Origin of the sequence: Leclercia sp. UBA2479 (assembly GCF_002341985.1) — a bacterium.
GTDB classification, from domain to species: Bacteria; Pseudomonadota; Gammaproteobacteria; order Enterobacterales; family Enterobacteriaceae; genus Enterobacter; species Enterobacter pneumoniae.
The window spans coordinates 549,295-575,573 of sequence record NZ_DDPB01000009.1 but is presented as its reverse complement, the minus strand read 5'-3'; the positions used below and the strand labels follow the sequence as shown (position 1 = coordinate 575,573).

The following is a 26,279-nucleotide window of genomic DNA, read 5'->3' as shown; positions in this document are numbered from 1 at the left end:
GTATTTATCCTAATTAATCGGTAGCGCGTCCTTTTCAGACCCGGACTGGTAACTGAGACTGATATACTAAACGCGTTATTTATGCAGATAAGTTCAAAACTTGAACAGTTCAGGAGAGTTTCAATGGCTGCCCTAAATTCGAAAGTCACAAAGGCCGTTATCCCGGTTGCTGGGTTAGGAACCCGTATGCTGCCGGCAACGAAGGCAATTCCAAAAGAGATGCTGCCACTCGTTGATAAGCCATTAATCCAGTATGTGGTCAATGAATGTATTGCCGCTGGCATTACTGAAATTGTGCTGGTAACGCATTCATCCAAAAACTCTATCGAAAACCATTTCGATACCAGTTTTGAACTTGAAGCCATGCTGGAAAAACGTGTTAAGCGCCAGCTGCTGGAAGAAGTTCAGTCTATTTGCCCGCCTCACGTCACTATTATGCAGGTGCGTCAGGGGCTGGCAAAAGGTCTGGGTCATGCCGTACTGTGTGCACACCCGGTTGTAGGCAATGAACCTGTCGCGGTTATTCTGCCAGACGTTATCCTTGATGAATTTGAATCCGATCTTTCTCAGGATAACCTGGCTGAAATGATCAAACGTTTCGACGATACCGGCAGCAGCCAGATTATGGTTGAGCCTGTCGAAGACGTAACCGCATACGGCGTTGTAGACTGCAAAGGCATTGCGCTGCAGCCAGGCGAGAGCGTACCTATGGTAGGCGTTGTAGAGAAGCCTAAAGCCGACGTAGCGCCGTCTAATCTGGCGGTGGTAGGGCGTTATGTCCTGAGTGCGGAAATCTGGCCGCTGCTGGCTAAAACCCCTCCAGGCGCCGGTGATGAAATTCAGCTGACCGACGGTATCGATATGCTGATCGAGAAAGAGACCGTTGAAGCCTACCATATGAAAGGTAAAAGCCATGACTGCGGTAATAAACTCGGTTACATGCAGGCGTTTGTAGAATATGGGATTCGTCACCAGTCACTGGGTGAAGAATTCAAGGGTTGGTTGAAAGAGACGCTGGGTATTAAAAACTAAGCTCGCTTTATCCACTCTGAAACCGGTGCCAGTCATGGCTCCGGTTTTTTTATGCCCACCAGGATGAGTCTTAATAAGACAATCTGTAACCTGATGTCTCTGTCAATAAAACAGGGGCATAAAAAAATCCCGCCTTAAGCGGGATTTTTTATAAAGCGTTCTGGATTATTCCTTGATCAGGAAGTCGTCCAGCTGTTTGCCTTGTTCATCCATGGCTTTCTTGATAACAGCTGGGGTACGGCCCTGGCCAGTCCAGGTTTTAGATTCGCCGTTCTCATCGATGTAGCTATATTTAGCCGGACGAGCTGCACGTTTAGCCTTGGTGCCAGATTTAGCCGCAGCCATGCTGTTCAGTAATTCGTTAGGATCAATACCATCAGCAATCAGCATTTCGCGATATTGTTGCAGTTTACGAGTACGCTCTTCGATTTCTGCAGCAGCAGCATTTTCTTCTTCACGACGCTCATTAACTACGACTTCTAATTTTTCCAGCATTTCTTCAAGCGTTTCAAGTGTGCATTCTCTTGACTGCGCGCGAAGAGTACGGATGTTGTTCAGAATTTTAAGTGCTTCGCTCATTGTAGTAATCTCAAACTTATATTGTGGGGTTTGTTGAGGTAATAATAGAGGCATAAATTGATATGTGCAATAGGGCAGAATGTAAGGAATTCAAAAAATAGCCAATATCTGACGATATTATTAAATACGCTAACTTAAATTTACTCAGTTGAAAGCGACGTTAGTTATCAAAAGATGCGGATTTAACCTGACGGTAATCGCTTTCTTTTGTGACGGTTCCCACAGCATTATAGTTTCCAGGGATAAATATCAACCATTTGTATTAGCGCGTTATAGACAGTAATCCTTAGGAATTCTTAATTAATTTCGGATTTTTTCTGCATTACATTAAGCAATAAATAACTGCATTTTCCAGAACTTACAGTGGTTCTTGTTACATGCCATTCGCTTTATTTTAGATTTTAATAGCAACTCCATCGCGGCGCGGCTATGCCGCCTGTTGCAAGGCCAGACGGATGCCCCGACAAAATATGGTACAATGCCGCATCGGGAATAATACACATTCATTAGGGTTTTACGGCCAATGGCACAACTGTATTTTTACTATTCAGCAATGAACGCCGGTAAGTCGACGGCGCTGCTGCAATCCTCCTACAATTACCAGGAACGCGGGATGCGGACTGTCGTCTATACCGCTGAGATTGACGATCGCTTTGGCAGCGGTAAAGTCAGTTCACGAATTGGACTCTCTTCTCCCGCCCGGCTTTATAACCCGCAGACCTGCCTGCTTGAGGATATCCGCGCCGAACATGCGCGTCAGCCCATCCACTGCGTGCTGGTCGATGAGAGCCAATTTTTAACCCGTCAGCAGGTTCATGAACTTTCAGAAGTGGTCGATGAACTGGATATTCCTGTGCTCTGTTATGGCCTGCGTACGGATTTTCGTGGTGAGTTGTTTATTGGCAGCCAGTATTTGTTGGCATGGTCAGATAAACTGGTGGAATTGAAAACCATCTGTTTCTGCGGACGTAAGGCGAGCATGGTGCTGCGTCTGGATCAGCATGGTAAACCTTATGCAGAAGGGGAGCAGGTGGTAATAGGGGGGAACGAACGTTACGTATCGGTCTGCCGCAAGCACTATAAGGACGCGCTGGTAGTGGGCTCCCTGACCGCAATTCAAGAAGCCTACCGCCGTTAATACTTAATCAATTCTCAGTTAACCCCATATATAAAAAAACCCGCCAGAAGGCGGGTTTTTTGTTGGGCCGTTAATTAAGCGCTTTTCTTCGCTTTCTTATCGGCCTTGACTGGCATTTCAACTTTAGGCGCAGCAGTTTCACCTTCGGTGTATTCGCGGCCATAGTAAGTATCCAGCAGAATCTGTTTCAGCTCAGCGATCAGAGGGTAACGCGGGTTAGCGCCAGTACACTGGTCATCGAAAGCATCTTCAGACAGTTTATCCACGTGAGCCAGGAAGTCAGCTTCCTGAACACCGGCTTCGCGGATAGATTTAGGGATACCCAGTTCAGCTTTGATGCTGTCGAGCCATGCCAGCAGTTTCTCGATCTTCGCGGCAGTGCGGTCGCCCGGTGCGCTCAGACCCAGATGGTCTGCAATTTCAGCGTAACGACGACGCGCTTGTGGACGATCGTACTGGCTGAAAGCAGTCTGCTTGGTTGGGTTGTCATTGGCGTTATAGCGGATGACGTTGCCAATCAACAGGGCGTTCGCCAGACCGTGAGGAATGTGGAACTGAGAGCCCAGTTTGTGCGCCATAGAGTGGCAAACACCCAGGAAGGCGTTAGCAAACGCGATACCGGCGATGGTTGCTGCACTGTGGACACGCTCGCGTGCTACCGGGTTTTTAGACCCTTCATTATACGAGGCTGGCAGGTTCTCTTTCAGCAGTTTCAGAGCCTGCAAGGCCTGACCGTCGGAGAACTCGGAAGCCAGTACGGAGACGTATGCTTCCAGAGCGTGGGTGACCGCATCCAGACCGCCGAATGCGCAGAGCGATTTCGGCATGTCCATCACCAGGTTGGCGTCAACAATCGCCATATCCGGGGTCAGGGCATAGTCAGCCAGTGGGTATTTTTGACCAGTTGCATCGTCGGTAACAACCGCAAACGGAGTCACTTCTGAACCGGTACCGGACGTGGTGGTTACCGCGATCATTTTCGCTTTTACGCCCATTTTCGGGAACTTGTAGATACGTTTACGGATGTCCATAAAGCGCAGCGCCAGTTCTTCAAAGTGGGTTTCAGGATGCTCGTACATCACCCACATGATTTTTGCTGCGTCCATCGGGGAACCGCCGCCCAGCGCGATAATCACGTCTGGTTTGAAGGAGTTGGCCAGTTCAGCACCTTTACGAACCACGCTCAGCGTTGGATCCGCTTCAACTTCGAAGAACACTTCCGTTTCAACGCCGGACGCTTTCAGTACCGAGGTAATCTGGTCTGCATAGCCGTTGTTGAACAGGAAACGGTCAGTCACGATGAGCGCACGTTTGTGGCCATCAGTAATCACTTCATCCAGCGCGATTGGCAGTGAGCCACGACGGAAGTAGATAGATTTCGGAAGTTTATGCCACAACATGTTCTCAGCTCGCTTAGCAACGGTTTTCTTGTTGATCAGGTGCTTAGGACCAACGTTTTCAGAGATGGAGTTACCACCCCAGGAACCACAACCCAGAGTCAGGGAAGGCGCGAGTTTGAAGTTATACAGGTCACCGATACCACCCTGAGAAGCCGGGGTGTTGATCAGGATACGTGCGGTTTTCATCTTCTGACCGAAGTGAGCAACACGTTCTGGCTGGTTATCCTGGTCGGTGTACAGGCAAGAGGTATGACCGATACCGCCCATTGCCACCAGTTTCTCTGCTTTTTCTACCGCGTCGTCGAAATCTTTTGCGCGGTACATGGCAAGAGTAGGGGAAAGTTTTTCGTGCGCAAATGGCTCGCTTTCATCAACAACCGTGACTTCACCAATCAAAATCTTGGTAGAAGCAGGAACGGTAAAGCCTGCAAGTTCAGCAATTTTATACGCTGGCTGACCTACGATAGCCGCGTTCAGCGCGCCATTTTTCAGGATGATGTCCTGAACGGCTTTCAGCTCTTTACCCTGCAGCATGTAGCCGCCGTGGCTGGCAAAACGTTCGCGAACGGCATCGTATACTGAATCAACAACAACCACAGACTGTTCAGACGCACAGATAACACCGTTATCGAAGGTTTTAGACATCAGTACAGATGCCACAGCACGTTTGATATCCGCTGTTTCGTCGATAACGACCGGGGTATTACCGGCACCTACACCGATGGCAGGTTTACCAGAGCTGTAAGCGGCTTTAACCATACCTGGACCACCGGTCGCGAGGATCAGGTTAATGTCCGGGTGGTGCATCAGCGCATTGGACAGTTCAACAGAAGGCTGATCGATCCAGCCGATTAAATCTTTCGGTGCACCCGCTGCGATAGCGGCCTGCAGTACGATATCTGCAGCTTTATTGGTCGCATCTTTGGCACGCGGATGTGGAGAGAAGATAATTGCGTTACGGGTCTTCAGGCTGATGAGCGATTTGAAGATAGCGGTAGAGGTTGGGTTGGTGGTTGGAACGATACCGCAAATGATGCCGATAGGTTCTGCGATAGTGATAGTGCCGAAGGTATCATCTTCAGACAGCACCCCGCAGGTTTTCTCATCTTTATAGGCGTTGTAGATATACTCTGAAGCGAAGTGGTTTTTAATCACTTTGTCTTCAACGATACCCATACCGGATTCGGCAACGGCCATTTTAGCGAGAGGGATTCGAGCATCTGCAGCAGCCAGAGCGGCGGCGCGGAAGATTTTATCAACCTGTTCTTGGGTGAAATTGGCATATTCACGCTGGGCTTTTTTTACGCGCTCTACAAGTGCGTTAAGTTCAGCGACATTAGTAACAGCCATAATGCTCTCCTGATAAAGTTAAACTCTTTTAGTAAATCAGCTGCTCGACACGACAAACAGTATAGACAGTGCGCAAGTGACTTGCTTATCTCACATTTAAATCAATGGTTTATCTTGTTTATGCAACCCCTGACTTACTAAAAGAGCCTCCTTTCAACACCTTATTGAGTAGTATTGAAACTCCCTGGTGGCGTAATCAAGATTACTCACTTCTGAGTACGAAAATCATGATCCAAATCAATTTATCCATAAGCTGATACCTTTCAGCAGGGGCATTTCGTGTGATTTCATCAGGTGTTAATGAGTTCCGTAAATTATTGAACCATAATGACTCATTCAGTATACAAATATTTTACATTCCCAAATGCAGGGATTAAGCAATATTGTGATGAAGTCTGGGTCTAAAAAGCGTATCTTCAGCGCGGTTATTATTCCCACCCTTATTTATCAGGCACTGCGTTTTACCGGAGCTAACAGTGGATCTATCGCTCTTTGATTTTCAAACCTATTTTAAATTTTTTATTGGTCTTTTCGCGTTAGTTAACCCGGTCGGTATCATTCCCGTGTTTATCAGCATGACCAGCTACCAGTCGGCCGTGGCGAGGAACAAAACCAACCTCACCGCAAACTTGTCGGTGGCGATCATCCTGCTGACCTCGCTCTATCTTGGCGATTCCATATTGCAGATTTTCGGCATCTCCATCGATTCGTTCAGGATCGCCGGGGGGATTCTGGTGGTTACCATTGCGATGTCGATGATCAGCGGCAAGCTCGGGGAAGATAAGCAGAACAAACAAGAGAAATCAGAAACCGCGATACGCGAAAGTATTGGCGTGGTGCCGCTGGCGCTGCCCTTAATGGCGGGGCCTGGGGCAATCAGTTCAACGATAGTCTGGGGAACCCGATACCATAACTGGATGCACTTAATCGGCTTTTCCCTCGCCATTGCGCTGTTTGCGTTATGTTGTTGGGGCGTCTTCCGCATGGCACCCTGGCTGGTTCGTCTGCTGGGCCAGACCGGTATTAACGTGATCACCCGTATAATGGGGTTATTGTTAATGGCTCTGGGTATTGAATTTATAGTCACTGGAATTAAGTCGATATTCCCAGGACTCTTGTCATAACTATTTCATACGAAAGAGCGGAGCTAATGGCTTCGCTTTTTTTCATCATTATTAGTAAATCCTATAATAAAAGTTGAAAATTTCATGAAAGATAAGAACTTCCACTCATCATTTTGTTCCCTTAACTTTCAATAGTTTGTCTATACATCCTCACTTCTGAAGCTCACATTACACGCAACCACCCTGTTATTTTACTCACACCATACTCTGGGGCTTGCTGAGGGATTAATGAAATGATATTAGTAATTTGATGATTCATGTAGATGAATGTGCTAAAAAATAGACAGTTGTTAATTTTTTGTACAGATTGCCTCTCGCCTCTGGATTCGTAACGATCGGGGTGCATCATCATTCTTTATCCCATTGAAAGTTGGCATTATTTGTCTGGTTTCGATGCGCGGCAGGGTAGCCCACAAAGCGTCATTATCTTTCGTAAAAGAGAATTGCTTAACAAATTTGCAAAATGTATTGGCACCGGTTACAGCCATTTGGTACTTTCCGGCCTTATAATTTCAGCAGATATCACGAAGATGAGAATCATTTGTATTTGAGGTTTTCGTTTTCACAAAAAAATACATCTCTCTGACAGGAGAGGGGTGTGAAAAATCGACATAAGGTGGTCGAACGAACCACCGGTAATAGTAAAGTCGGTGATAGCAGGCAGTAAAAACACCTGACAGCCACATAAACTCCTGGGTTGTCAGGAAACCCCAACAGGGGAATTAAACAGGCTGGTAAAAACCAGTAATTATAATGAGTGGAGTACCAACACAATGTCCATCATCACAAAAAAAAGTCTGGTAGCGGCGGGAATTTTGACTGCGCTAATCGCAGGCAACGTTGCAATGGCTGCAGACGTTCCTGCTGGAGTACAACTGGCGGAAAAACAGACGCTGGTGCGTAACAACGGTGCCGAGGTTCAGTCTCTGGATCCGCACAAAATTGAAGGTGTACCTGAGTCCAACGTTAACCGCGATCTCTTCGAAGGTCTGCTGGTCTCTGATGTAAATGGCCACCCGGTAGCGGGTGTGGCTGAAAAATGGGAAAACAAAGACGGTAAAGTCTGGACCTTCCATCTGCGTAAAGATGCGAAATGGTCAGATGGCTCTCCTGTTACCGCACACGATTTCGTCTATAGCTGGCAGCGCCTGGCAGATCCAAACACTGCCTCTCCGTATGCGAGCTATCTGCAGTACGGTCATATTGCCAACATTGATGACATCATCACTGGCAAAAAACCGGTCACCGATCTGGGCGTTAAGGCGCTTGATGATAATACTTTCGAAGTGACCCTGAGCGAGCCGGTTCCTTACTTCTACAAACTTCTGGTTCACCCGTCCGTCTCCCCGGTTCCAAAAGCTGCGGTTGAGAAATTTGGTGATAAGTGGACTCAGCCAGCAAATATCGTGACCAACGGCGCCTATAAGCTGAAAGACTGGGTTGTTAACGAACGTATCGACCTGGTGCGTAACACTAACTACTGGGATAACGCCAAGACCGTTATTAACCAGGTAACTTACCTGCCAATCTCTTCAGAAGTGACTGACGTTAACCGCTATCGCAGCGGTGAAATCGACATGACCTATAACAACATGCCGATCGAACTGTTCCAGAAACTGAAGAAAGAGATCCCGGCTGAAGTCCATGTTGACCCGTATCTGTGTACTTACTATTACGAAATCAACAACCAGAAAGCGCCATTCAATGACGTTCGTGTTCGTACCGCGCTGAAACTGGCGCTGGATCGCGACATCATCGTTAACAAGGTGAAAAACCAGGGCGATCTGCCGGCATACAGCTACACCCCTCCGTATACCGATGGCGCGAAACTGACTCAGCCTGAGTGGTTCGGCTGGTCTCAGGAAAAACGTAACGAAGAAGCGAAGAAACTGCTGGCCGAAGCGGGCTTTACCGCTGACAAGCCGTTGTCCTTCAGCCTGCTGTACAACACTTCTGACCTGCACAAGAAACTGGCTATCGCCGTCTCTTCCATCTGGAAAAAGAACCTGGGTGCGAACGTGAAGCTGGAAAACCAGGAGTGGAAAACCTTCCTGGATAGCCGCCATCAGGGCACCTTCGATGTAGCGCGTGCTGGCTGGTGTGCAGACTACAACGAACCGACTTCCTTCCTGAACACAATGCTGAGCGACAGCTCGAACAACACGGCGCACTACAAGAGCCCAGCGTTCGACAAGCTGATTGGCGATACGCTGAAAGCGACTGACGAAGCCCAGCGTTCCGAGCTCTACTCCAAAGCTGAACAGCAACTGGATAAAGACTCCGCGATTGTGCCGGTCTACTACTACGTGAACGCCCGTCTGGTGAAACCGTGGGTAGGTGGATATACCGGTAAAGACCCGATGGATAATATCTACGTTAAAAACTTGTATATTATCAAGCATTAATGGCAATAAGTGGGGCGGGCAGCGCTCGCCCCACTGTGTCTAATCATCGTGACACTATATAGGCACACGCCAGAAGGTACGGGCAATGTTGAAATTTATCCTACGTCGCTGTCTTGAAGCGATTCCAACACTATTTATTCTTATTACGATCTCCTTCTTTATGATGCGTCTCGCGCCGGGGAGTCCATTTACCGGTGAACGTACATTACCGCCAGAGGTAATGGCCAATATCGAGGCGAAATATCATTTAAACGATCCGATCTCCACTCAGTACTTCAATTATTTGAAGCAGCTGGCGCACGGCGATTTTGGACCGTCATTTAAATATAAAGACTATTCCGTAAACGATCTGGTGGCCTCGAGCTTCCCCGTTTCGGCTAAATTAGGCGCTGCAGCATTCTTGCTGGCTCTGGTTCTCGGCGTCACTGCCGGCGTCATCGCCGCGCTTAAACAAAACTCAAAATGGGATTATGCAGTAATGGGGGTGGCAATGACCGGGGTCGTCATACCGAGCTTTGTCGTGGCGCCGTTACTGGTCATGATATTCGCTATCACGCTGAAATGGCTGCCCGGCGGCGGCTGGAACGGCGGGGCACTGAAATTCATGATTTTGCCAATGGTGGCGTTGTCACTGGCTTATATCGCCAGTATTGCGCGTATCACCCGTGGTTCAATGATTGAAGTTCTGCACTCTAACTTCATCCGTACTGCGCGTGCGAAAGGGCTGCCAATGCGTCGGATCATTTTCCGTCACGCTTTGAAACCTGCGCTGTTGCCCGTGCTCTCCTACTTAGGTCCGGCGTTTGTCGGCATTATCACCGGCTCAATGGTTATCGAAACCATTTATGGTCTGCCGGGTATCGGCCAGCTGTTTGTTAACGGTGCGCTTAACCGTGACTACTCGCTGGTGCTGAGCCTGACCATTCTCGTCGGTGCGCTGACTATTCTCTTTAACGCGATCGTCGATGTGCTCTATGCCGTTATCGATCCGAAAATTCGCTACTGATCCTGGAGCTCGCGATGATGTTAAGTAAGAAAAATAGCGAGGCGCTGGAAAACTTCAGTGAGAAGCTGGAAGTGGAAGGACGCAGCCTGTGGCAGGATGCTCGCCGTCGCTTTATGCACAACCGCGCGGCGGTTGCCAGTCTGATCGTGCTGGTGCTCATTGCCCTGTTCGTCACGCTGGCGCCAATGCTGTCGCAATTCACCTATTTCGATACCGACTGGGGCATGATGTCCAGCGCCCCTGATGCGGAATCGGGCCACTATTTTGGTACCGACTCCTCCGGGCGAGATTTGCTGGTGCGCGTAGCCATCGGGGGTCGTATCTCGCTGATGGTGGGTATTGCCGCAGCCTTCGTCGCGGTGATCCTCGGTACCCTGTACGGTTCACTTTCTGGCTATCTTGGCGGAAAAGTGGACTCGGTAATGATGCGTCTGCTGGAAATTCTTAACTCCTTCCCGTTTATGTTCTTCGTGATCCTGCTGGTGACCTTCTTTGGTCAGAACATCCTGCTGATCTTCGTGGCGATCGGGATGGTGTCATGGCTGGACATGGCGCGTATTGTGCGTGGTCAGACCCTGAGCCTGAAGCGTAAAGAGTTCATCGAAGCGGCCCAGGTTGGCGGTGTTTCTACCGGCAACATCGTGGTGCGCCACATTGTGCCGAACGTGCTCGGCGTGGTGGTGGTGTACGCCTCGCTGCTGGTGCCAAGCATGATTCTGTTCGAATCTTTCCTGAGCTTCCTCGGGCTGGGTACCCAGGAGCCGCTTAGCAGCTGGGGCGCGTTGCTTAGCGATGGCGCCAACTCCATGGAGGTTTCACCGTGGCTGCTGCTGTTCCCGGCTGGTTTCCTGGTCGTGACGCTGTTTTGTTTCAACTTTATCGGCGATGGCCTGCGTGATGCCCTCGATCCGAAAGACCGCTAAGGAGCGCCGTGATGACAATTATTGAAACGGCATCTGCACCCATTGCACAGCAGCAGGATAATGCGCTGCTGGACGTCAAAGATCTGCGCGTCACCTTTAAAACGCCTGATGGCGATGTGACTGCGGTAAACGATCTCAATTTCAGCCTCCGCGCCGGTGAGACGCTGGGCATCGTAGGTGAGTCGGGTTCCGGTAAATCCCAGACGGCATTTGCGCTGATGGGTCTGTTGGCGGCGAACGGCGTTATTGGCGGTTCTGCTAAATTCAACGGCCGGGAGATCCTGAATTTGCCTGAGCAGGAGCTGAATAAGCTCCGTGCCGAGCAGATTTCGATGATTTTCCAGGATCCGATGACCTCCCTGAACCCCTACATGCGTGTGGGCAAACAGCTGATGGAAGTCCTGATGCTGCACAAAGGGATGGGCAAAGCCGAAGCGTTTGAAGAGTCCGTCAAAATGCTTGATGCGGTGAAAATGCCCGAAGCACGTAAGCGTATGCGCATGTTCCCGCACGAGTTCTCTGGCGGGATGCGTCAGCGTGTGATGATCGCTATGGCACTGCTCTGCCGGCCTAAGCTGCTGATTGCCGATGAACCGACAACAGCCCTGGACGTGACCGTGCAGGCGCAGATCATGACCCTGTTGAATGAACTGAAGCGTGAGTTCAATACCGCGATCATTATGATCACCCACGACCTGGGGGTTGTGGCAGGTATTTGCGATAAGGTACTGGTGATGTATGCCGGCCGTACCATGGAGTATGGCAAAGCGCGCGATGTCTTCTATCAACCCGCGCACCCTTACTCTATCGGTCTGTTGAATGCTGTACCACGTCTCGATGCAGAGGGTGAATCTCTGTTAACCATCCCGGGCAACCCGCCAAACCTGCTTCGCTTGCCGAAAGGCTGTCCGTTCCAGCCGCGCTGCCCGCATGCGATGGAGATCTGTAACAGCGCTCCACCGCTGGTGGAATTTGCACCAGGCCGTCTACGCGCCTGCTTTAAGCCGTACGAGGAGCTGGTATGAACGCTATCGACGAAAAAAGAAACGTATTGCTCGAAATCGCCGATCTGAAGGTGCATTTCGACATCAAGGATGGCAAGCAGTGGTTCTGGCAGCCACCAAAAACGCTGAAAGCGGTAGATGGCGTCACGCTGCGTCTGTATGAAGGCGAAACCCTGGGCGTGGTAGGGGAGTCGGGCTGCGGTAAGTCGACTTTTGCCCGTGCCATCATCGGCCTGGTGAAAGCTACCGACGGCAAGGTTGCCTGGCTGGGTAAAGATCTGCTGGGAATGAAGCCGGAAGAGTGGCGCAATGTGCGCAGCGATATCCAGATGATTTTCCAGGATCCGCTGGCCTCGCTGAACCCGCGTATGACCATCGGCGAAATCATCGCTGAGCCGCTGCGTACTTATCATCCAAAAATGCCGCGCACCGAAGTGCGTGACCGCGTAAAAGCGATGATGATGAAAGTAGGGCTGCTGCCAAACCTGATCAACCGCTACCCGCATGAGTTTTCCGGCGGCCAGTGTCAGCGTATCGGGATTGCCCGTGCGCTGATCCTTGAGCCGAAGCTGATTATCTGTGATGAACCGGTGTCGGCGCTGGACGTCTCTATTCAGGCGCAGGTGGTTAACCTGCTGCAAAAACTGCAGCGCGAGATGGGGCTGTCGCTGATCTTCATTGCCCACGACCTGGCGGTGGTGAAGCACATCTCTGACCGCGTTCTGGTCATGTATTTAGGCCACGCGGTTGAGCTCGGCACCTACGATGAGGTGTACCACAATCCGCTGCACCCTTACACCAAAGCGCTGATGTCGGCAGTGCCGGTACCCGATCCGGATCTGGAGAAGAACAAAAGTATTCAGTTGCTGGAAGGTGAACTGCCATCCCCGATCAATCCGCCGTCTGGCTGCGTGTTCCGTACGCGCTGCCCGATAGCGGGGCCGGAGTGTGCTAAAACGCGCCCGGTGCTGGAAGGGAGCTTCCGCCACGCGGTCTCTTGTCTGAAAGTTGACCCGCTCTAAGCGAACACCATCAATAAAAAAGGCTGCTATCGCAGCCTTTTTCTTTTATTCGCGCCAGAGAATGTGGCAAAGCTTATGGTCTTTTTCCCGGCACAGCAGAACGCGGGCAAAAATATCGTTAATTTCGCCGCCGTCTTCGTCCGCAAGGCCAATCACCACTTCGGCGAAGAAGTCCGGGTTGAGGTCGTAATCGACATGCTCGGCCCAGTCTTCTGACGGATCAAACAGCTCTGCGCCGCCACGCTCTTCGAACTGCAGATTGAAAAGAATAACGTCTGCGGGATCGAGGTTATCAACCGCCAGTTCGAGAAAAATATCGTAAGCCTGCTCGAGCGTTTCGTCTTCGGTCAGGCGATTGTTCAGATCCATTTCCATGATGACTACCTGTTTAACATCGTTGGGCACGTTTTACAGCAACGGACTAAAGAAGTAAAACAGTCGTTCGGCAATTCGCTGCCACAGCGGACGTTTCATCCACAGGCGCGCATCCAGCAGGCGAGAGCGGGAGATGTAGTCGTCCTGGACAGCCGCCAGATCGCCGCCAAACCCGGCGTCATCAATGACCAGCGTGATTTCAAAATTGAGCCACAGACTGCGCATATCGAGGTTCACCGTCCCCACCAGGCTCAGTTCGCCATCGACCAGGACGCTCTTGGTATGCAGTAAGCCGCCTTCAAACTGGTAGATTTTCACCCCGGCGGCCAGCAGTTCGCTAAAGAAGGCACGGCTGGCCCAGCCCACCAGAACCGAATCGTTTCTCCGCGGCAGAATAATGCTCACATCAACCCCGCGCTGCGCTGCGGTACAGATGGCATGCAGCAGGTCGTCGCTCGGCACGAAGTAGGGCGTCGTCATAATCAGGTACTCACGCGCCGAGTAGGCGGCGGTAAGCAGGGCCTGATGAATCAGATCTTCCGGGAAGCCGGGGCCGGAGGCGATGGTGTGAATGGTGTGCCCGCTGGCCTCTTCAAAGGGCATGATGTTGCCATCTGGCGGCGGGGGCAGAATACGTTTACCGGTTTCGATTTCCCAGTCACAAGAGTAGACAATCCCCATGGCCGTGGAGACGGGGCCTTCCATACGCGCCATCAAATCGACCCACTGGCCGACACCCGCGTCCTGTTTAAAGAAGCGGGGATCAACCATATTCATGCTGCCGGTATAGGCGATGTAATTATCGATCAGCACCATTTTTCGATGCTGGCGAAGGTCCATGCGGCGTAAGAACACACGCAGCAGGTTAACTTTCAACGCCTCCACAACTTCGATGCCGGCATTGCGCATCATCGCAGCCCAGGGGCTACGGAAGAAGGCGACGCTGCCTGCGGAGTCGAGCATCAGGCGGCAGTGGATGCCTCGACGGGCCGCGGCCATCAGCGACTCCGCCACCTGGTCGGCCATACCGCCGGGTTGCCAGATATAGAAGACCATTTCGATGTTGTGCCGGGCGAGCTGAATGTCTCTGATTAGCGCGTTCATGACATCGTCGGAAGAGGTTAGCAGCTGCAGCTGATTGCCCTTGACGCCGGCGATCCCCTGGCGACGTTCGCACAATTTAAACAGGGACGACGCCACGTCACTGTTGGTTTCGGCAAAGATATGATTGCAGGCTTTAAGGTCGTTTAACCATTTTGCCGTCGAGGGCCACATGGCACGGGCACGTTCGGCGCGACGCTTCCCCAGGTGCAGCTCCCCGACGGAGAGATAAGCGATAATTCCCACCAGCGGCAGAATATAGATAATCAACAGCCAGGCCATCGCGGACGGCACGGCGCGGCGCTTCATCAGTATGCGCAGCGTTACCCCGGCTATCACCAGCCAGTATCCCAGAATGACCAGCCAACTCACCACGGTGTAGAAGGTCGTCATAAAAAAAATCCTTTTGAAAGCGTATTGTTATGAGTTTACGCATCAGGATTTTTCTGGCAAATAAAAACGGCAGATAAAAGCGCTGGTTTGCGTCTGGTAAGGGTCTATAATGGCGCCTCTGTTAAGGCAAGAGTTGTAAACATGAAGCGCAGTAAAACTGAAGTAGGGCGCTGGCGCATGTTGCGACAGAGCAGCCGCCGCAAGTCGCGGTGGCTGGAAGCACAATCCCGCCGCAATATGCGTATCCACGCCATCAGGAAATGCAGTGTGAACCGTCAACGAAATTCGTTGTTGTTCGCCGTTCAGATTCAGTGAACGATACCAGGGCACCCTCTGCGGTGCCCGATGTTCTCTTAACCCTTTAAGTTTTCCCACCGTTTCGCTTAATCGGGTTAATTTCCTTGTCCGCTGCTGTATGATATAGCCCCCGTATCGCAGATATAACAACAATGAATCCATTTCTCTGGGTAATTATTGCGTTATTTATCGTGGATGCGTTGAGGGAATATACACAACAGCCATCTTTACCGGCCCTTATTGACTATATTTTGACCCTCTCGGCGCATTGCATGACGATATAAACGCGTTGTTAAAAACGTCTCTTCGTCAGTCAGGTGTCACCCGGAGATAGCCGGGTTATGCAATTTCAACAGGAGTGAAAGGTGTTTGCAGAATTTGGTGTGGTGAATTTTTGGACTTATGTCGTCGGTGCGATTTTTATCGTACTGGTGCCCGGGCCTAATACGCTGTTTGTGTTGAAAACCGGAATTGGGCACGGTGTGAAGAAGGGATACCTTGCAGCAAGTGGCGTTTTTATTGGTGATGCGGTACTGATGTTCCTCGCCTGGGCGGGCGTGGCTGCATTGATTCAGACGACCCCGGTTCTCTTTAACGTGGTTCGCTATCTGGGCGCTTTTTATTTATTGTGGCTCGGTGGAAAAATCCTCTGGTCAGTTATTACGCATAAGCAGCAGGGCGAATCCGGCAGCGCGGAGCCGGCAAAAATGATCATGAAACGCTCGCTGGTATTGAGTATGACCAACCCGAAAGCGATTCTGTTTTATGTCTCCTTCTTTGTGCAGTTTATTGATGTCAACGCCAAACATACCGGCGTCTCTTTTATGATTCTGGCACTGACGCTGGAGCTGATTAGCTTTATTTATATGAGCTTTTTGATCTTCTCAGGGGCATTTGTCACCCGTTATCTGAAAACCAAAAAGAAACTGGCCAAACTGGGCAACGGTTTAATCGGGCTGTTGTTTGTTGGTTTTGCTGCCAGGCTGGCATCGCTGCAGTGATTCAAGGCTCCCTCGGGAGCCTTGACTACTTTTAGAAGACTTTCTTGTAAGGCGTGACCGCGACCTTTTGATACACTCCCGCCGCAACGTAGGGATCCGCCTCCGCCCAGGCTTTGGCGGCCTCCAGCGACTCGAATTCCGCAATGACCGTTGAACCCGTAAATCCTGCGGCGCCCGGATCGTTACTATCAACAGCCGGCAGTGGACCCGCAGTCAGCAATCTGCCCTCATCGTGCAGCAGTTGCAAACGGGCCAGATGGGCAGGGCGGACGGAAAGACGTTTTTCCAGGGAATCGGCAATATCTTCAGCGTAAATCACGTAAAGCACGGTGGAGCTCCTGAAGCGATAAAAGAGTTAATTACGTTAAGTGAAACGTCATATGACTGCAATGTAAAGATATAGACAATGTTAAAACCGTAACAAACGCGTGCCTTTTTTCAGCGTCAGTGGGCTTAAATCGCCTGAAGATGAACTGGCTTATTGAATATGATTGCTATTTGCATTTAAAATCGAGGTCTGGTTTTTTAACTGAAACGATTATGACTTCAATGACCCTTGATTTACCTCGCCGCTTTCCCTGGCCGACATTGCTGTCAGTCGGTATTCATGGAGCCGTCGTGGCGGGTCTGCTATACACATCGGTACATCAGGTTATTGAAATGCCAGCGCCTGCGCAGCCTATTTCCGTGACCATGGTTACGCCTGCAGAGCTGGAGCCTGTCCAGGCTGCGCCCCCGCCACCGGAACCTGTTGTTGAGCCAGAACCCGAACCGGAACCCATTCCGGAGCCACCTAAAGAAGCACCGGTGGTGATCCATAAACCCGAGCCGAAGCCTAAACCCAAGCCGAAGCCAAAGCCGAAACCGGTGAAGAAGGTCGAAGAGCGTCCGAAACGTGAAGAACGTCCGTTTGAGCCACGTACCGCACCGTTGCAGAATACGGCCCCATCGCGTCCGTTAGTCAGTAACACGCCGAGCACCGCGAAGCCGGTAGTGACTGCGCCTTCAGGGCCGCGCGCTTTGAGCCGTAATCAGCCGCAATATCCGGCACGCGCACAGGCGTTGCGTATTGAAGGCCGCGTTCGCGTGAAATTCGACGTTACGCCTGACGGGCGCGTTGAAAATGTGCAGGTGCTTTCCGCCCAGCCATCAAATATGTTCGAGCGCGAAGTGAAAAACGCGATGCGCAAATGGCGTTACGAAGCGGGCAAACCGGGCAGCGGTTTAATTGTCAATATTGTCTTCCGCCTGAACGGCGGTGCGACGATGGAATAAAAAAAGCCTCCGTAAGGAGGCTTTTTTTTGTCTGTTCGTTAGATCTTGGGCAAAGGACGCGGTTTACCGTCGTTGTCTACGGCCACATAAATAAACAGCGCCTCGGTCGCTTTATAACGCTGACCAATTGGCTCGGAAGAGACTTTCTTCACCCACACTTCAATATTGATCGACACCGAGGTATTACCCCTCTTCACGCAGCGCGCGTAACAGCACACCACGTCACCGACGGCAACCGGGCGCAGAAAGGTCATGCCGTCGACTCTGACCGTCACCACGCGGCCATGGGCAATCTCTTTCGCGAGAATTGCGCCACCCATATCCATCTGCGACATCAGCCAGCCGCCAAAAATATCGCCATTCGCATTGGTATCTGCGGGCATGGCAAGTGTGCGTAAAACCAGTTCGCCCTGTGGGGCGTTCGTTGTTGTCATTATGTACTCTACTCATTACGGAGGACTTCAGGCGGGATGCTACTATGATTTCCAGCAGAGGAGAATAGAAGAAAACGCCCGCGATGCGGGCGCTCAAAAGTTAGAAGGACATGGTCACGCCTGCAAAATAAGCGCGTCCTGGTTCGTTGTAGGTAGAGGCGCCGTCGTTCTCACGGTAAATCTGCTTATCGAAGACATTATTGATTCCTGCATTCAGGCGCAGGTTTTTCGTCAGCTGATAATTACCGCTAATGCCAACAATAGAATAAGCACCGATCTCTTTATTCGACATGGCATTCGCTTCGTTGCGGATCTCCGCATTGTCGCGCGGTTTCTGGCGCCCATACTGGGTCCAACTCACGTTAGCCGTTAGCTTACTGTTCACCTGCCAGTCGATCATGGAGTTGATTGTATATTTCGGGATAATCGACAGCGGGTTGCCGGTCTTTTTATCCTCAGATTTAATCATATAGGTTGCATTGGTACGCCAGCTCAGCGTATCGGCGATGAGCGGCACCAGCAAGTTGCCCTCCAGCCCTTCAACTACCGCCTTGCCGCCGTTTTGCCATTGAAGAATGTTATTGCCGTTCGAGGCATGACCCAACACCTCAGTTCCCGATACGATTTTATTTTTATAATCATTTCGGAACCAGGTTATCCCGACATCATAGCCGTTGTGGTTAAACTCGAGACCCATCTCTTTATTGATGCTGATCTCCGGGTCCAGGTCAGGGTTACCCAGCAGGTAGCAGCTGCCGGAAGTGACGTTCACCGGGCAACCATTACCGCGCGTTGAGAGCAGATACCCCTCGCTGGACTGATACAGGTTCGGCGCTTTGAAGACCCTCGCAATACCTGCTTTCAGTTTTAACATGTCGCCCAGCTCCTGCTGCATGTTCAGGCTTGGGCTCCAGTTGCTGCCAAACTCGTTGTGGTAATCGAAACGCAAGCCGGGGATCAGGTTGGTGCCAGGACGGGCTTCGATGTTGTCTTCAAGGTAGAGTCCTGTAAGGTCCGCACTGTTTTTACTGCTGCGGCCTGAGGCATCACCTGTAACGCCGCCAATCACCACGCCCGCATTGTTGGTGGCCTGCATGGAGGCCGGATCATTCAGCTCATCACGGTTCCACTCCGCACCCAGCGTCAGGGTCTGGTCTACCAGCCAGTACAATGGCACGTTCAGCTCGCCGCTCGCGCGGTAAGACTCCAGACGGCTGGTGTTGTACTTATCGCTGTTGATCATCCCCTCAACTTTGCCGGTGGAACCTTCTCCCAGACGGGTATTATTGGTTTTTTCATAATTCAACGCGAGCTTCGACTGGCCCCAGTCCCAGATGCCGTTATGGGTTAATCCCCAGCTTTGCCGATACATCCGGTTGGTTTCATCGCCATAGAGCGAATCAACCAGCCCGCCGGGACTAACATTACTGTTGCTGTACTGCGTATCGCCAGCGTAAATATTCCCCTGGCGGCTGTAGCTGTAATCAAAATCGATGATCTGCTGTGGGGTAACTTTCCACGAGAGCAGGGCGTTAATGTCTTTGTTACGCACCCCTTCACGCCCCGCGGCGTAAGAGCCATTCTGCGCGGTATTGATGTCCGCGGCGTCAGCATCGGTCTTGTTGATGTTGCCATACAGGCGCATGGTCAGGGCATCGCCCGCCAGTGGGCCGCTAAGATTGAAGTTGGCCCTTTTGGTCGCCCCTTCTTTGTCGTTTTCGGGCTGGTTAGTGAAGAGAGACAGCGAGCCGTGCCAGTCGTTAGTGGGTCGTTTAGTGATGATGTTAACCACCCCCCCTGCGGCACCAGAACCATACCGCGCCGCAGCAGGGCCACGCAGCACCTCGATGCGTTCCACCATTTCTGCGGGCACCCAGTTAGTATCGCCACGGGTATCGCGCTCACCGCGCCAGCTATAGCGTACCGCGTTGCGGGAGGTGACAGGGACGCCATCAATCAGGATCAGGGTATTTTCCGGGCCCATCCCGCGAATATCGATCTGGCGGTTGTTACCACGACTGCCGCTGGCACTGTTACCGGTTAGATTAACGCCGGGCATCTTACGGATAATTTCAGAGAGATCGTTTACCGGTGGCTCTTTGGCTATATCGTCTGCAGTAATGATTGATACGCCTGGTTGCTGCTTAAGCGCCTCTTCTGCAGTCGCCTGCACGACCAGAGTTTCACCATCGTTAATGATGTCGTCGGCTGCCTGAGCGTAGTGACTTAATGCTGCGGTAATGGCTAATGCCAGAGGGGCAAAGACGGGAATTGTTTTTATCTTCATCAACACATGTCCATTTGTTAAAAATGCGATGAAGAATAATAATGACAATCATTCTCATTACAAGTCGTGAGGGCAATCTTCATAATTTCCTCAAGATTCAGCCATTTTTGAACTGAACCAGGGAGTATCAAGGAGATTTGTGACAGGGGGAGAAAGGCCGGGCTGGTAGGCAGCCCGGTATAGAAATTACTGTTTGTCGTCTTGCGGCATATGGCGATAAATATAGACACCGCTCAACAGCGTAAAAATCAGCGTCAGCGCGGTAAGACCAAAGACTTTAAAGTTCACCCAGATATTTTGCGGCAGCCAGAAAGCGATATAGATATTCGCCAGCCCACAAAGAATAAAGAACACCGCCCAGGCGATATTCAGGCGTGACCAGACCTCCTGCGGCAGCGCCAGTTCTTTACCCAGCATGCGCTGGATCAGCGGCTTCTTCATGACAAACTGGCTAACCAGCAGTGCGCCAGCGAACAGACCGTAAATGACCGTCACCTTCCATTTAATAAACTCGTCGTTATGGAAGAAGACCGTCAGACCACCAAACACGGCGACCAGGATGAAAGTGATGAGTGCCATCTTCTCTACTTTGCGATAGCGCACCCAACTGTAGATAAGCACAACAGCGGTAGCAACAATCAACGCCGTGGTAGCGGCATAGATGTCGTAGAGCTTATAGAACGCAAAAAAGACAATCAGCGGTAAAAAATCAAGAAACTGCTTCATTCTTCGATTCCATTATCTGCGACAGCCTGAGCATGACCCAGGCCGTCAGGGAGGTTACTGGCGAATCAGCGTGTACAGACGGAACAGGTATACCAGCAAAATCGCGGAGATCAGGTTGCTCAGCGTGTTGGCAACAACGGCGCCCACATTAGGTGTTAATACAGCAAAATTGGGGGCAAACAGCAGAAGGGCGGTTTTAGCCAGCAGCCAGCCGATCACGGCGGGCGCCACCAGACGCATATTCGCCCAGGCCAGACGCACACTGCTGCGCATGGCGACAAAGATGCCCATCTTATCCTGTACCACCATGACCGGCGCAAAGGCCAGAACAATGGCCAGCAGCACGCCAGGTACCACGACCAGCATAATACCCATCTGCACCAGCAGGGTCGTTAAGAAGATGAGGATAAAGAGTTTTGGCAACACCGGAGCACTGGCCCCGATAGCGCGCAGAGCACTCACCCGCTGACCGGCAGTGACCAACTGAATCATCAGCAGCACGCCACCCGCCATAATGGCATTACCAATCAGACCAGAGAAGGTAGAGGCCGCCGACGCGCGCAGTAAAATCTGCTGCTGCTCGGGCGTCATATTCTGTACAAGCTCAAACAACCCAACGCTACCGGCCAGATTGTCACCCTGACTCAGGCTGGCAATCTGCTCCTCACTCGGCGAAAAAGCATGACCCAGTACCACCGTGATAAATGCGCATAACAAGGCAATCAGTAAAAAAGTAATGAACTGATTGCGGAAAAAATTCCCCGTGTCACGGTAGACAGACTTCGCCGTGATAGACATGCACTCTCCTTGAGTATTGCAGGTATTAATTAGCGGGCAATTGTACCCTGGATAACTCTGCGGTGGCAGCATCAAGGCTTGTATGGAAAAGCATATCTTTGTAAAGCATCAGTAATCCATGACAGGTTTTTACCCCTCAAGACGCGCACATTTTTGAATTTGGCACCTATCGGCAAAATTGATCTGCTTACCAATACTCTTTTTAACGAACCATAGGAAAAATTAACGTAGATCAATGAATGTTAAATTACTGAAATGAATGTGATCTGAGTAAGATCACTTCGTAATTATTTGTAGGTATATTCCCCCTCGCAGTTAAAACCATAACGAGGGAGTGGATATGAAAAAGGCAGTGGTTGCAGCACTTATCTTAGGCAGTCTGTCAGGCGGCGCTTATGCCCATGAGGCAGGGGAATTCTTCTTCCGGGCGGGCTCCGCCACGGTTCGCCCAACGGAAGGCTCTGACAACGTGCTGGGAATGGGCGGCTTCAACGTCAATAACAATACGCAACTGGGTATGACCTTAACCTGGATGGCCACCGACAATGTCGGGGTAGAGCTTCTGGCCGCCACCCCGTTCCGTCATAAAGTGGGGCTTGGGCCAATGGGCGATATCGCCACGGTTCACCATCTTCCGCCAACGCTGATGGCCCAGTGGTATTTTGGCGATGCAGGTAGCAAGGTTCGCCCGTATATCGGCGCCGGGGTGAACTACACCACCTTCTTTGACGAAAAGTTTAATGACAAAGGTAAAGAGGCCGGTCTGTCGGATCTGAGCCTGAAAGACTCCTGGGGTATGGCGGGACAGGCGGGGGTGGATTACCTCATCAACCGCGACTGGCTGATCAACATGTCCGTCTGGTACATGGATATCGACACTGAGGTGAAATTCAAGGCGGGCGGCGAGCAACAAAATATCAGTACCCGTCTGGATCCGTGGGTGTTTATGTTCTCAGCGGGTTATCGCTTCTAAGAGAAAAGGGTGGCGCAAGGCCACCCTCACTTTACTTCTGAATCAAATAGCGAATGGTCGGCCCGTCCTGCTGAATATCCAGCACGGTATAGCCATGGTTTTTAGCGTCAAGGGGAATATTATTGATCGACTGCGGACAGTCGCTCACTACCTCCAGGATCTCGCCTTTCTTCAGCTGTGGCATGGCCTCCAGCGTGGCCACGGCGGGATACGGACAGGGCTCACCCACCATGTCCAGGCGATAATCAGGAATGAACTGTTTCATGCGGTCTCCTTACAGGTTGCTGTTTGGCGGGACGTGCGGCGAAAGAAGCGTTTCTCCTGGGCCAGCACCAGTAAAAAGGCGGCCAGCAACATCACATAGGTTGCCAGTAATCCCCCCAGCGGACCGAAGGTATTCAGCAGATTGACTTTATCCCAGTTTGTCGCGAGCGCAGGCGAGAGATCATCCCAGTAGTAGGCCAGCAACGTTGAGCCGATAACATTACCCAGCCCCACCCACCAGTAGTGAACCTGGCCTTCAACGGCACGATACATCCAGCCGGTTTCACAGCCGCCGGCCAGCACGATGCCAAAACCAAACAGCAAACCGCCAATCACGGCATTCGGGCCTGCCCACATGATTTTCGGTTCGACGCCAAGTTGTACGTAGCTAAAGATGCCGATAGCACTCACTGCCATCCCGGCAATAATGGCTTTCGCCATCATGGTTCGTCCGGTGATCCACATGTCACGGAAGGCGGAGGTAAAGCAGATTTGCGCGCGTTCAATTAACAACCCAAAGCCAACGCCGAAGAGCATCGCCAGCCCTAATTTGGGTTGATTCAGTGCCGTGCACAGCGCCCAGGCCAGCATGCCGAAGAAGACCAGCATCCCCATGCGGAAGCGGCGTCGAGCCTTCTCCGGTTTCTGCGTCAGGGGCGAGGCTGCGCTCACTTTTTGAATTTTGACCGGGATACGGAACATCGGTAACAGCGTGAAGCGCGCGCCGAAGTACGAGCCGACAGCGGTGGCCAGGGCGAAGAACCATGCGTGCAGCGAAAACTGTGGAATGCCGGTAAAAAAGGCCGCCAGGTTACACCCCATCGCCAGACGAGCCCCAAAACCGGCAATAATTCCCCCGACGAGGGCCTGCGCAATGCGAATCCGGTTTTGCGGCATACGCAGCTTCACGTTATTGGCCCACAGTGCGGCGGCAAAGCAGCCGCCGAACATCCCGATAATCATCATGCCGTCGATGCGGGTCAGAGGCGAACCCTCAAGATGGATCAGTTTGAAATATCCCCACTCTTCGGTATGAACCCCCGCCAGCTGGAGCAACTGCCCGCCCCAGCGGGTGAATTCACCCGTCACGGCCCAGAAGGTGCCGGTGATGCCGAAATAATAGGTAGAGAGAATGCCCGCTGCGATAACCGCAGGGACAGGTGACCAGAACTTAATAAGATAAGCCTGTTTGAAGTCATGCCATGACATGGATAAACCTCTGAACTCAGAAGGATTAGGGGCGTTAGCCGTAAAAGAAGAGGGGATGATACGCCGGGAATGGCGTTTGAAAAGAGAAAAAAGCCGTAAAGCTCGACGGGATCAATTTATGCGAAACGCCGCCTGAAAATTTCAGACGGCGAAGAGGTTATCAGCCACGCGTTGCTGCTTTCATGCTGCTAACAAAGGTTTTCAGCTCGCTGAGCATCTGGTCAGGACTGTTGAGGTTGTTCTCGATGATTTTGACAATCGCCGAGCCGGAGATCGCCCCTGCGGCCTTCGCCTCGATGGCCGCTTTAACCTGGTCCGGTGAAGAGATGCCAAAGCCCTGCAGCGGCGGTGCCGCATGATATTCGGCCAGTTTTGCGACCAGGTGATGCAGAGGGAGCGCTGCTTTATTCTCTGCGCCGGTTACCCCCGCACGAGAGAGCAGATAGGTATAGCCGCGGCCATAAGAGGCAATCTGGCGCAGCAGTTCGTCGTCGGCATTAGGCGGGCAGATAAAAATCGGCGCCACGTTATGACGCATCGCCGCCTGACGGAACGGCGCAGACTCCTCCACCGGCACGTCTGCCACCAGTACCGAGTCCACACCCACGCGAGCGCATTCGGCATAAAACGCGTCAATCCCGCGACTAAAGACCAGGTTGGCATACATCAGCAGGCCAATTGGAATGGTCGGGTATTTCTGACGAACGGTGGCCAATATTTCAAAACACTGGGTCGGGGTGACACCGGCGGCAAAGGCGCGCAGAGTCGCGTTCTGGATGGTCGGGCCATCAGCCAGCGGATCGGAGAAGGGGATCCCCAGCTCCAGCGCATCGGCACCGGCCTCAATCAGCGTGTCGATAATTTTTAAAGAGTGTTCAGGCGACGGATCGCCCAGGGTCACAAAGGGAACAAATGCGCCTTCCTTGCGTGCTTTGAGCTCAGCAAATACGTTATCGTAACGTTCCATCACATTTCCCCTCGTGCTTTCAAAATATCGTGAACGGTGAAGATATCTTTATCACCGCGACCGGAAAGGTTAACCACCAGCAGCTGCTCTTTTTCCGGGTTTTCCTTAATCATTTTCAGGGCATGGGCCAGCGCGTGCGAGGACTCCAGTGCCGGGATAATACCTTCGCTGCGACAGAGCGTTTTGAAAGCTTCCAGCGCTTCGTCATCGGTAATAGAGACGTAATCCGCACGACCGGTACTGTTCAGGAACGCGTGCTGCGGCCCCACGGACGGGAAATCCAGCCCGGCAGAGATAGAGTAGGACTCTTCGATCTGCCCCTCCTCAGTCTGCATCATCGGCGCCTTCATACCGAAATAAATCCCCACGCGGCCATGCTTCAGCGGCGCACCGTGCTCGCCGGTTTCAATACCGTGCCCGGCCGGTTCAACGCCAATCAGTCCGACGCTGGTTTCATCGATAAAGTCGGCGAACATGCCGATGGCGTTAGATCCACCGCCAACGCAGGCGATGACCGCATCCGGCAAACGCCCCTCTTTTTCGAGGATCTGCGCTTTGGTCTCTTCGCCAATCATGCGCTGGAATTCGCGCACAATGGTCGGGAACGGGTGAGGGCCCGCCGCCGTGCCCAGCATGTAGTGGGCGGTGTCGTAGCTGCCAGACCAGTCGCGCAGCGCTTCATTACAGGCATCTTTCAGGGTTGCGGAGCCGCTATGTACCGGAATCACCTCCGCACCCATTAAACGCATCCGGAAGACGTTCGGCGACTGGCGCTCCACGTCTTTAGCCCCCATATAGATGCGGCATTTCAGGCCGAGCAGGGCGCTGGCAAGGGCAGAGGCAACGCCGTGCTGACCGGCACCGGTTTCAGCGATAATCTCGGTTTTGCCCATCCGTTTTGCCAGCAGCGCCTGTCCCAGCACCTGGTTGGTTTTGTGCGCGCCGCCGTGGAGCAGATCTTCACGCTTCAGGTAGAGGGTCGTCTTCGTCCCTTCCGTCAGGTTGCGGCATTTGGTCAGCGCGGTCGGGCGTCCGGCGTAGTTTTTCAGCAGGTCGGTAAATTCGGCCTGAAACGCAGGATCTTTTTGCGCGCTGACAAAGGCTTCTTCCAGCTGGCGCAGCGCGGGCATCAGGATCTGTGGCACATACATGCCACCGAACTCACCAAAATAGGGGTTAAGTAATGTTGTCATCTT

The 26,279-nt window shown here is 51.8% G+C and carries 26 protein-coding genes and 1 pseudogene; 13 read left to right on the top strand and 14 right to left on the bottom strand.

Annotated elements, in window-relative coordinates; translation table 11 throughout:
* The first annotated feature begins 123 nt into the window (after nt 1–123).
* Entirely contained in the window at nt 124–1,032 is a 909-nt protein-coding gene (galU, locus tag B3B59_RS12420) for a UTP--glucose-1-phosphate uridylyltransferase GalU (RefSeq protein WP_040075268.1), read from the top strand.
* A gap of 165 nt (nt 1,033–1,197) precedes the next feature.
* Here galU and hns read toward each other — a convergent pair whose 3' ends face one another.
* Entirely contained in the window at nt 1,198–1,611 is a 414-nt protein-coding gene (gene hns / locus B3B59_RS12415) for a histone-like nucleoid-structuring protein H-NS (protein ID WP_040075269.1), read from the bottom strand.
* A gap of 523 nt (nt 1,612–2,134) precedes the next feature.
* Here hns and tdk point away from each other — a divergent pair.
* Nucleotides 2,135–2,749, top strand: coding sequence for a thymidine kinase (gene tdk / locus B3B59_RS12410; protein WP_212475703.1), 615 nt, complete (start codon nt 2,135–2,137; stop codon nt 2,747–2,749).
* 74 nt (nt 2,750–2,823) lie between these two features.
* On the opposite strand, the gene adhE is transcribed toward tdk, so the two are convergent.
* Complete coding sequence (adhE, locus tag B3B59_RS12405; protein ID WP_046885197.1) at nt 2,824–5,499, bottom strand: bifunctional acetaldehyde-CoA/alcohol dehydrogenase; 2,676 nt, start codon at nt 5,497–5,499, stop codon at nt 2,824–2,826.
* Between the two features lie 476 nt (nt 5,500–5,975).
* Between adhE and B3B59_RS12400 the strand changes: the two genes are divergently transcribed.
* The 6 genes from B3B59_RS12400 (at nt 5,976) to oppF (ending at nt 12,983) form a co-directional block, all read left to right on the top strand.
* On the top strand, nt 5,976–6,623 hold the full coding sequence (locus B3B59_RS12400) for a YchE family NAAT transporter (RefSeq protein WP_046885198.1): 648 nt from the start codon (nt 5,976–5,978) through the stop codon (nt 6,621–6,623).
* 773 nt (nt 6,624–7,396) lie between these two features.
* Nucleotides 7,397–9,028: an oligopeptide ABC transporter substrate-binding protein OppA gene (gene oppA, locus B3B59_RS12395; protein ID WP_046885199.1), complete on the top strand. Its 1,632-nt coding sequence runs from the start codon at nt 7,397–7,399 to the stop codon at nt 9,026–9,028.
* A gap of 85 nt (nt 9,029–9,113) precedes the next feature.
* On the top strand, nt 9,114–10,034 hold the full coding sequence (gene oppB / locus B3B59_RS12390; protein ID WP_040075273.1) for an oligopeptide ABC transporter permease OppB: 921 nt from the start codon (nt 9,114–9,116) through the stop codon (nt 10,032–10,034).
* Between the two features lie 14 nt (nt 10,035–10,048).
* Entirely contained in the window at nt 10,049–10,957 is a 909-nt protein-coding gene (gene oppC / locus B3B59_RS12385; RefSeq protein ID WP_040075274.1) for an oligopeptide ABC transporter permease OppC, read from the top strand.
* Nucleotides 10,958–10,968: 11 nt separating this feature from the next.
* A complete protein-coding gene (locus tag B3B59_RS12380) occupies nt 10,969–11,982 on the top strand; it encodes an ABC transporter ATP-binding protein (protein WP_286809134.1) in 1,014 nt (337 codons plus the stop codon).
* A complete protein-coding gene (gene oppF / locus B3B59_RS12375) occupies nt 11,979–12,983 on the top strand; it encodes a murein tripeptide/oligopeptide ABC transporter ATP-binding protein OppF (RefSeq protein ID WP_040075276.1) in 1,005 nt (334 codons plus the stop codon). The genes B3B59_RS12380 and oppF overlap by 4 nt, the downstream gene beginning before the upstream one ends.
* Nucleotides 12,984–13,028: 45 nt before the next feature.
* On the opposite strand, the gene B3B59_RS12370 is transcribed toward oppF, so the two are convergent.
* Nucleotides 13,029–13,358 (bottom strand): HI1450 family dsDNA-mimic protein, encoded by a 330-nt coding sequence (locus B3B59_RS12370; protein WP_040075277.1) that lies wholly within the window; start codon nt 13,356–13,358, stop codon nt 13,029–13,031.
* A gap of 33 nt (nt 13,359–13,391) precedes the next feature.
* The gene (gene cls / locus B3B59_RS12365; RefSeq protein WP_040075278.1) at nt 13,392–14,852 is read right to left on the bottom strand and encodes a cardiolipin synthase; all 1,461 of its coding nucleotides are present in this window, start codon (nt 14,850–14,852) and stop codon (nt 13,392–13,394) included.
* 141 nt (nt 14,853–14,993) lie between these two features.
* On the opposite strand from cls, the gene B3B59_RS12360 reads away from it, so the two are divergent.
* From B3B59_RS12360 to leuE, 3 genes are all read left to right on the top strand, one after another.
* On the top strand, nt 14,994–15,167 hold the full coding sequence (locus B3B59_RS12360; protein ID WP_154298803.1) for a YciY family protein: 174 nt from the start codon (nt 14,994–14,996) through the stop codon (nt 15,165–15,167).
* A 134-nt stretch (nt 15,168–15,301) separates the two neighbouring features.
* Nucleotides 15,302–15,433 (top strand): KPN_01571 family protein, encoded by a 132-nt coding sequence (locus B3B59_RS20495; protein ID WP_414671905.1) that lies wholly within the window; start codon nt 15,302–15,304, stop codon nt 15,431–15,433.
* An 81-nt stretch (nt 15,434–15,514) separates the two neighbouring features.
* A complete protein-coding gene (gene leuE, locus B3B59_RS12355) occupies nt 15,515–16,150 on the top strand; it encodes a leucine efflux protein LeuE (RefSeq protein WP_207291872.1) in 636 nt (211 codons plus the stop codon).
* Nucleotides 16,151–16,181: 31 nt separating this feature from the next.
* Here leuE and B3B59_RS12350 read toward each other — a convergent pair whose 3' ends face one another.
* On the bottom strand, nt 16,182–16,478 hold the full coding sequence (locus B3B59_RS12350) for a YciI family protein (protein ID WP_040075339.1): 297 nt from the start codon (nt 16,476–16,478) through the stop codon (nt 16,182–16,184).
* Between the two features lie 221 nt (nt 16,479–16,699).
* Between B3B59_RS12350 and tonB the strand changes: the two genes are divergently transcribed.
* Nucleotides 16,700–17,425, top strand: a complete 726-nt coding sequence (gene tonB, locus B3B59_RS12345) for a TonB system transport protein TonB (RefSeq protein ID WP_286809521.1) — start codon at nt 16,700–16,702, stop codon at nt 17,423–17,425.
* A 38-nt stretch (nt 17,426–17,463) separates the two neighbouring features.
* On the opposite strand, the gene yciA is transcribed toward tonB, so the two are convergent.
* From yciA to B3B59_RS12320, 5 genes and pseudogenes are all read right to left on the bottom strand, one after another.
* The gene (yciA, locus tag B3B59_RS12340; RefSeq protein WP_040075340.1) at nt 17,464–17,859 is read right to left on the bottom strand and encodes an acyl-CoA thioester hydrolase YciA; all 396 of its coding nucleotides are present in this window, start codon (nt 17,857–17,859) and stop codon (nt 17,464–17,466) included.
* 100 nt (nt 17,860–17,959) lie between these two features.
* Nucleotides 17,960–20,146: a TonB-dependent siderophore receptor gene (locus B3B59_RS12335; RefSeq protein WP_046885203.1), complete on the bottom strand. Its 2,187-nt coding sequence runs from the start codon at nt 20,144–20,146 to the stop codon at nt 17,960–17,962.
* A gap of 186 nt (nt 20,147–20,332) precedes the next feature.
* On the bottom strand, nt 20,333–20,872 hold the full coding sequence (locus tag B3B59_RS12330; protein ID WP_212475714.1) for a septation protein A: 540 nt from the start codon (nt 20,870–20,872) through the stop codon (nt 20,333–20,335).
* 54 nt (nt 20,873–20,926) lie between these two features.
* Nucleotides 20,927–21,670: a YciC family protein gene (locus B3B59_RS12325; protein ID WP_046885205.1), complete on the bottom strand. Its 744-nt coding sequence runs from the start codon at nt 21,668–21,670 to the stop codon at nt 20,927–20,929.
* 25 nt (nt 21,671–21,695) lie between these two features.
* A pseudogene (locus B3B59_RS12320) lies at nt 21,696–21,791 on the bottom strand (YkgJ family cysteine cluster protein); the annotation flags it as partial.
* A 219-nt stretch (nt 21,792–22,010) separates the two neighbouring features.
* On the opposite strand from B3B59_RS12320, the gene ompW reads away from it, so the two are divergent.
* The gene (gene ompW / locus B3B59_RS12315) at nt 22,011–22,643 is read left to right on the top strand and encodes an outer membrane protein OmpW (RefSeq protein WP_263617088.1); all 633 of its coding nucleotides are present in this window, start codon (nt 22,011–22,013) and stop codon (nt 22,641–22,643) included.
* Between the two features lie 31 nt (nt 22,644–22,674).
* On the opposite strand, the gene yedF is transcribed toward ompW, so the two are convergent.
* The 4 genes from yedF to trpB all read right to left on the bottom strand — a co-directional run bounded on the left by yedF (nt 22,675) and on the right by trpB (nt 26,276).
* Nucleotides 22,675–22,908, bottom strand: a complete 234-nt coding sequence (yedF, locus tag B3B59_RS12310; RefSeq protein ID WP_040075344.1) for a sulfurtransferase-like selenium metabolism protein YedF — start codon at nt 22,906–22,908, stop codon at nt 22,675–22,677.
* The gene (gene yedE / locus B3B59_RS12305; protein WP_286809131.1) at nt 22,905–24,116 is read right to left on the bottom strand and encodes a selenium metabolism membrane protein YedE/FdhT; all 1,212 of its coding nucleotides are present in this window, start codon (nt 24,114–24,116) and stop codon (nt 22,905–22,907) included. Before yedE ends, yedF begins: the two co-directional genes overlap by 4 nt.
* 160 nt (nt 24,117–24,276) lie before the next feature.
* The gene (trpA, locus tag B3B59_RS12300; protein WP_040075346.1) at nt 24,277–25,083 is read right to left on the bottom strand and encodes a tryptophan synthase subunit alpha; all 807 of its coding nucleotides are present in this window, start codon (nt 25,081–25,083) and stop codon (nt 24,277–24,279) included.
* Nucleotides 25,083–26,276 carry a tryptophan synthase subunit beta gene (gene trpB / locus B3B59_RS12295; RefSeq protein WP_040075347.1) on the bottom strand — a complete coding sequence of 398 codons (1,194 nt, stop codon included), beginning with the start codon at nt 26,274–26,276 and terminating at the stop codon, nt 25,083–25,085. The genes trpA and trpB overlap by 1 nt, the downstream gene beginning before the upstream one ends.
* Between the last annotated feature and the right edge of the window lie 3 nt (nt 26,277–26,279).

Bases quoted from the DNA above. Each gene is read 5' to 3' on its own strand.
- galU (WP_040075268.1), top strand. From the start codon at position 124: ATGGCTGCCCTAAATTCGAAAGTCACAAAGGCCGTTATCCCGGTTGCT.
- hns (WP_040075269.1), bottom strand. From the start codon at position 1,611: ATGAGCGAAGCACTTAAAATTCTGAACAACATCCGTACTCTTCGCGCG.
- tdk (WP_212475703.1), top strand. From the start codon at position 2,135: ATGGCACAACTGTATTTTTACTATTCAGCAATGAACGCCGGTAAGTCG.
- adhE (WP_046885197.1), bottom strand. From the start codon at position 5,499: ATGGCTGTTACTAATGTCGCTGAACTTAACGCACTTGTAGAGCGCGTA.
- oppA (WP_046885199.1), top strand. From the start codon at position 7,397: ATGTCCATCATCACAAAAAAAAGTCTGGTAGCGGCGGGAATTTTGACT.
- oppB (WP_040075273.1), top strand. From the start codon at position 9,114: ATGTTGAAATTTATCCTACGTCGCTGTCTTGAAGCGATTCCAACACTA.
- oppC (WP_040075274.1), top strand. From the start codon at position 10,049: ATGATGTTAAGTAAGAAAAATAGCGAGGCGCTGGAAAACTTCAGTGAG.
- B3B59_RS12380 (WP_286809134.1), top strand. From the start codon at position 10,969: ATGACAATTATTGAAACGGCATCTGCACCCATTGCACAGCAGCAGGAT.
- oppF (WP_040075276.1), top strand. From the start codon at position 11,979: ATGAACGCTATCGACGAAAAAAGAAACGTATTGCTCGAAATCGCCGAT.
- B3B59_RS12370 (WP_040075277.1), bottom strand. From the start codon at position 13,358: ATGGAAATGGATCTGAACAATCGCCTGACCGAAGACGAAACGCTCGAG.
- cls (WP_040075278.1), bottom strand. From the start codon at position 14,852: ATGACGACCTTCTACACCGTGGTGAGTTGGCTGGTCATTCTGGGATAC.
- B3B59_RS12360 (WP_154298803.1), top strand. From the start codon at position 14,994: ATGAAGCGCAGTAAAACTGAAGTAGGGCGCTGGCGCATGTTGCGACAG.
- B3B59_RS20495 (WP_414671905.1), top strand. From the start codon at position 15,302: ATGAATCCATTTCTCTGGGTAATTATTGCGTTATTTATCGTGGATGCG.
- tonB (WP_286809521.1), top strand. From the start codon at position 16,700: ATGACCCTTGATTTACCTCGCCGCTTTCCCTGGCCGACATTGCTGTCA.
- yciA (WP_040075340.1), bottom strand. From the start codon at position 17,859: ATGACAACAACGAACGCCCCACAGGGCGAACTGGTTTTACGCACACTT.
- B3B59_RS12335 (WP_046885203.1), bottom strand. From the start codon at position 20,146: ATGAAGATAAAAACAATTCCCGTCTTTGCCCCTCTGGCATTAGCCATT.
- B3B59_RS12330 (WP_212475714.1), bottom strand. From the start codon at position 20,872: ATGAAGCAGTTTCTTGATTTTTTACCGCTGATTGTCTTTTTTGCGTTC.
- B3B59_RS12325 (WP_046885205.1), bottom strand. From the start codon at position 21,670: ATGTCTATCACGGCGAAGTCTGTCTACCGTGACACGGGGAATTTTTTC.
- ompW (WP_263617088.1), top strand. From the start codon at position 22,011: ATGAAAAAGGCAGTGGTTGCAGCACTTATCTTAGGCAGTCTGTCAGGC.
- yedF (WP_040075344.1), bottom strand. From the start codon at position 22,908: ATGAAACAGTTCATTCCTGATTATCGCCTGGACATGGTGGGTGAGCCC.
- yedE (WP_286809131.1), bottom strand. From the start codon at position 24,116: ATGTCATGGCATGACTTCAAACAGGCTTATCTTATTAAGTTCTGGTCA.
- trpA (WP_040075346.1), bottom strand. From the start codon at position 25,083: ATGGAACGTTACGATAACGTATTTGCTGAGCTCAAAGCACGCAAGGAA.
- trpB (WP_040075347.1), bottom strand. From the start codon at position 26,276: ATGACAACATTACTTAACCCCTATTTTGGTGAGTTCGGTGGCATGTAT.